This window comes from Jatrophihabitans sp., from assembly GCF_051960575.1.
GTDB lineage: Bacteria > Actinomycetota > Actinomycetes > Mycobacteriales > Jatrophihabitantaceae > JBQCEE01.
The window spans coordinates 1-2,497 of record NZ_JBQCEE010000009.1 but is presented as its reverse complement, the minus strand read 5'-3'; the positions used below and the strand labels follow the sequence as shown (position 1 = coordinate 2,497).

4 protein-coding genes are annotated in these 2,497 nt (G+C 73.8%); all 4 read left to right on the top strand.

What is annotated here, in order from left to right:
• A partial coding sequence (locus tag ACTHMS_RS00560; RefSeq protein ID WP_440304730.1) for an MMPL family transporter occupies nucleotides 1–236 on the top strand: 236 nt, incomplete at its 5' end.
• Nucleotides 237–383: 147 nt separating this feature from the next.
• Nucleotides 384–1,289 (top strand): hypothetical protein, encoded by a 906-nt coding sequence (locus tag ACTHMS_RS00555; protein WP_440304729.1) that lies wholly within the window; start codon nucleotides 384–386, stop codon nucleotides 1,287–1,289.
• A 20-nt stretch (nucleotides 1,290–1,309) separates the two neighbouring features.
• Entirely contained in the window at nucleotides 1,310–1,510 is a 201-nt protein-coding gene (locus tag ACTHMS_RS00550; protein WP_440304728.1) for a heavy-metal-associated domain-containing protein, read from the top strand.
• Between the two features lie 3 nt (nucleotides 1,511–1,513).
• Nucleotides 1,514–2,497, top strand: a 984-nt coding sequence (locus tag ACTHMS_RS00545) for a heavy metal translocating P-type ATPase (RefSeq protein WP_440304727.1), incomplete at its 3' end; no start/stop codon positions are given.

The window sequence follows — 2,497 nt, the reverse complement described above, 5'->3', positions numbered from 1 at the left end:
CCGCGCTGGTGATGGTCGGCGTGTTCGCCCTGTTCGGCACGCTCGACAACGTCGCGCTGAAGCAGATGGGCGTCGGGCTCGCGGTCGCCGTCGCGCTCGACGCCACGATCATCCGCGGCATCCTGCTGCCGGCCGCCATGAAGCTGCTCGGCGACTGGAACTGGTGGCTGCCGCGCCGGCTCGACTGGCTGCCCCGCGTCTCGCTGGAGGGCGAGGTCGCACCGGCCGAGGCCTGACCCCCCACCCCGCCCCGGCCGTGCCCGACGACGCCCGCCTCCATAGCGGGCGTCGGTCGTTCCGGGGCCCCGGAGTACGGGTCTCAGGGTGCCACCTACGGGTGGGCGCCGGATGTCGGATCGGGGTCCGGGCGCGAGCCTTCGACCATGCTCACCTCGACCGTTTCCCGCCTCGCCGCGTTCGCCGCAGGCCTCGTCATCCTCGGCGGGGCCGCCGCGGGCGTCGGGGCCGCCACCGACGCCACCCCGCCCTTCCAGGACTGCCTGGCGGTCGCCGCCGCCGACGCCGGCTTCGGCGCGGGCGCGATGAACAACGCCGGCCACGGCGGCGAGCGGATGGTCGAGGCCATCCCCGGCGCCGACGGCCTGCGCTCGACGCTCGCCGGCGTGACGCTCCTGCCCATCCCCCGCCCGTTCACGGCCGGCGGCACGGCGACCTGGCGCTTCATGGTCACCGACTGCAAGGGCAACGCGCTGCACGACTTCGAGCCCGAGAACGGCAAGCTGCTGCACCTCATCGTCGTCCGCTCGGACCTCACGGGCTACCAGCACCTGCACCCGAGCCTCGGCGCCGACGGCACCTGGTCGGTGAAGCTCGCCACCCCGCGCGCCGGCCGCTACCGCGCGATCGCCGACTTCGTCATCGACGGGCGCAAGTACGTCGTCGGCACGACGCTCACCGTCCCGGGCCGCAGCGCCGACGAGCCGCTTCCGGCGGAGTCGCTGCACACCGCCAGCGACGGCTACGACGTCGAGCTGCAGCGCCCGGCCGACCTCGTCGCCGGGGACGAGGCGCAGCTGACGTTCCGCGTCACGCGCCACGGCCGCCCGGTCCGCGACCTGCAGACCTATCTGGGCGCCTACGGGCACCTCGTCGCCCTGCACGCGCCGGACCTCGCCTACTCGCACGTGCACCCGAACGGCACCGACCGCGCCGGCGGCGCGATCACGTTCGACACCGAGCTCCACGCCCGCGGCCGCTACCGCCTGTTCCTGCAGTTCCGCACCGGCGGCCGCGTCCACACCGCCGCCTTCACCCAGACCGTCCGCTGACGACCGAGAAAGGCCCCGACATGCAGACCCTCACCTACTCCGTCCCCGGCATCTCCTGCGGCCACTGCCGCACCGCGATCACCGCCGAGGTCTCCGGCGTTTCCGGCGTCAGCGCCGTCGACGTCGACCTCGCGGGCAAGGTCGTGACCGTCACGGGCGCCGGCGTCCAGGACGCCGCCGTCCGCGACGCGATCGACGAGGCCGGCTACGACGTCGCCTGACCGATGAGCACGACGCCCCTCACCGAGCGCATCGAGCTCCCGATCACCGGCATGACGTGCGCGTCGTGCGCCAACCGCGTCGAGCGCAAGCTCAACAAGCTCGACGGCGTCACCGCGTCGGTCAACTACGCCACCGAGACCGCCTCGGTGGACTACGACCCCGCGGTCGCCGTCGAGCAGCTCGTCGCGGCCGTCGAGGCCGCCGGCTACGCCGCGGTCCTGCCGAGCACCGAGCCGGACGCCGGCGCGGCGTCCGGCGAGGACGACCCGACGGCGGGCCTGCGCCGGCGTCTCATTCTCAGTGCGCTGCTCGCCGTCCCGGTCCTCGCGATGTCGATGATCCCCGCGCTGCAGTTCGACAACTGGCAGTGGCTGTCGCTCCAGCTCGCGACACCGGTCGTGCTGTGGGGAGCCTGGCCGTTCCACCGCGCCGCCTGGCAGAACCTCAAGCACGCCACGGCCACGATGGACACGCTGATCAGCGTCGGCACGCTCGCCGCCTGGTCGTGGTCGCTGTACGCGCTGTTCGTCGGCGACGCCGGGCTGAACGGGATGCGCATGCAGTTCGAGCTCATCCCGTCCTCGGGCGGCGGCACGAACGAGATCTACCTCGAGACGGCGGCGATCGTCACCACCTTCATCCTCGCCGGCCGCTACTTCGAGGCGCGCGCGAAGCGCCGCGCCGGCGCCGCGCTGAAGGCGCTGCTCGAGCTCGGCGCCAAGGACGTGGCGATCCTCGACGCCGAGCGCGCCGAGCGCCGCGTGCCGATCGAGCAGCTCGCCGCCGGCGACCGCTTCGTCGTGCGCCCGGGCGAGAAGGTGGCGACCGACGGCATCGTCGAGGAGGGCCACTCGGCGGTCGACATGAGCATGCTCACCGGCGAGTCCGTGCCGGTCGAGGTCGGCCCCGGCTCCGAGGTCGCGGGCGCGACGGTCAACGCCGGCGGGCGGCTCGTCGTCCGCGCCACGCGGGTCGGGAGCGAGACG

Excerpts from the sequence above, each read along its gene's own strand:
- ACTHMS_RS00555 (WP_440304729.1), top strand. The coding sequence starts at position 384 with ATGCTCACCTCGACCGTTTCCCGCCTCGCCGCGTTCGCCGCAGGCCTC.
- ACTHMS_RS00550 (WP_440304728.1), top strand. The coding sequence starts at position 1,310 with ATGCAGACCCTCACCTACTCCGTCCCCGGCATCTCCTGCGGCCACTGC.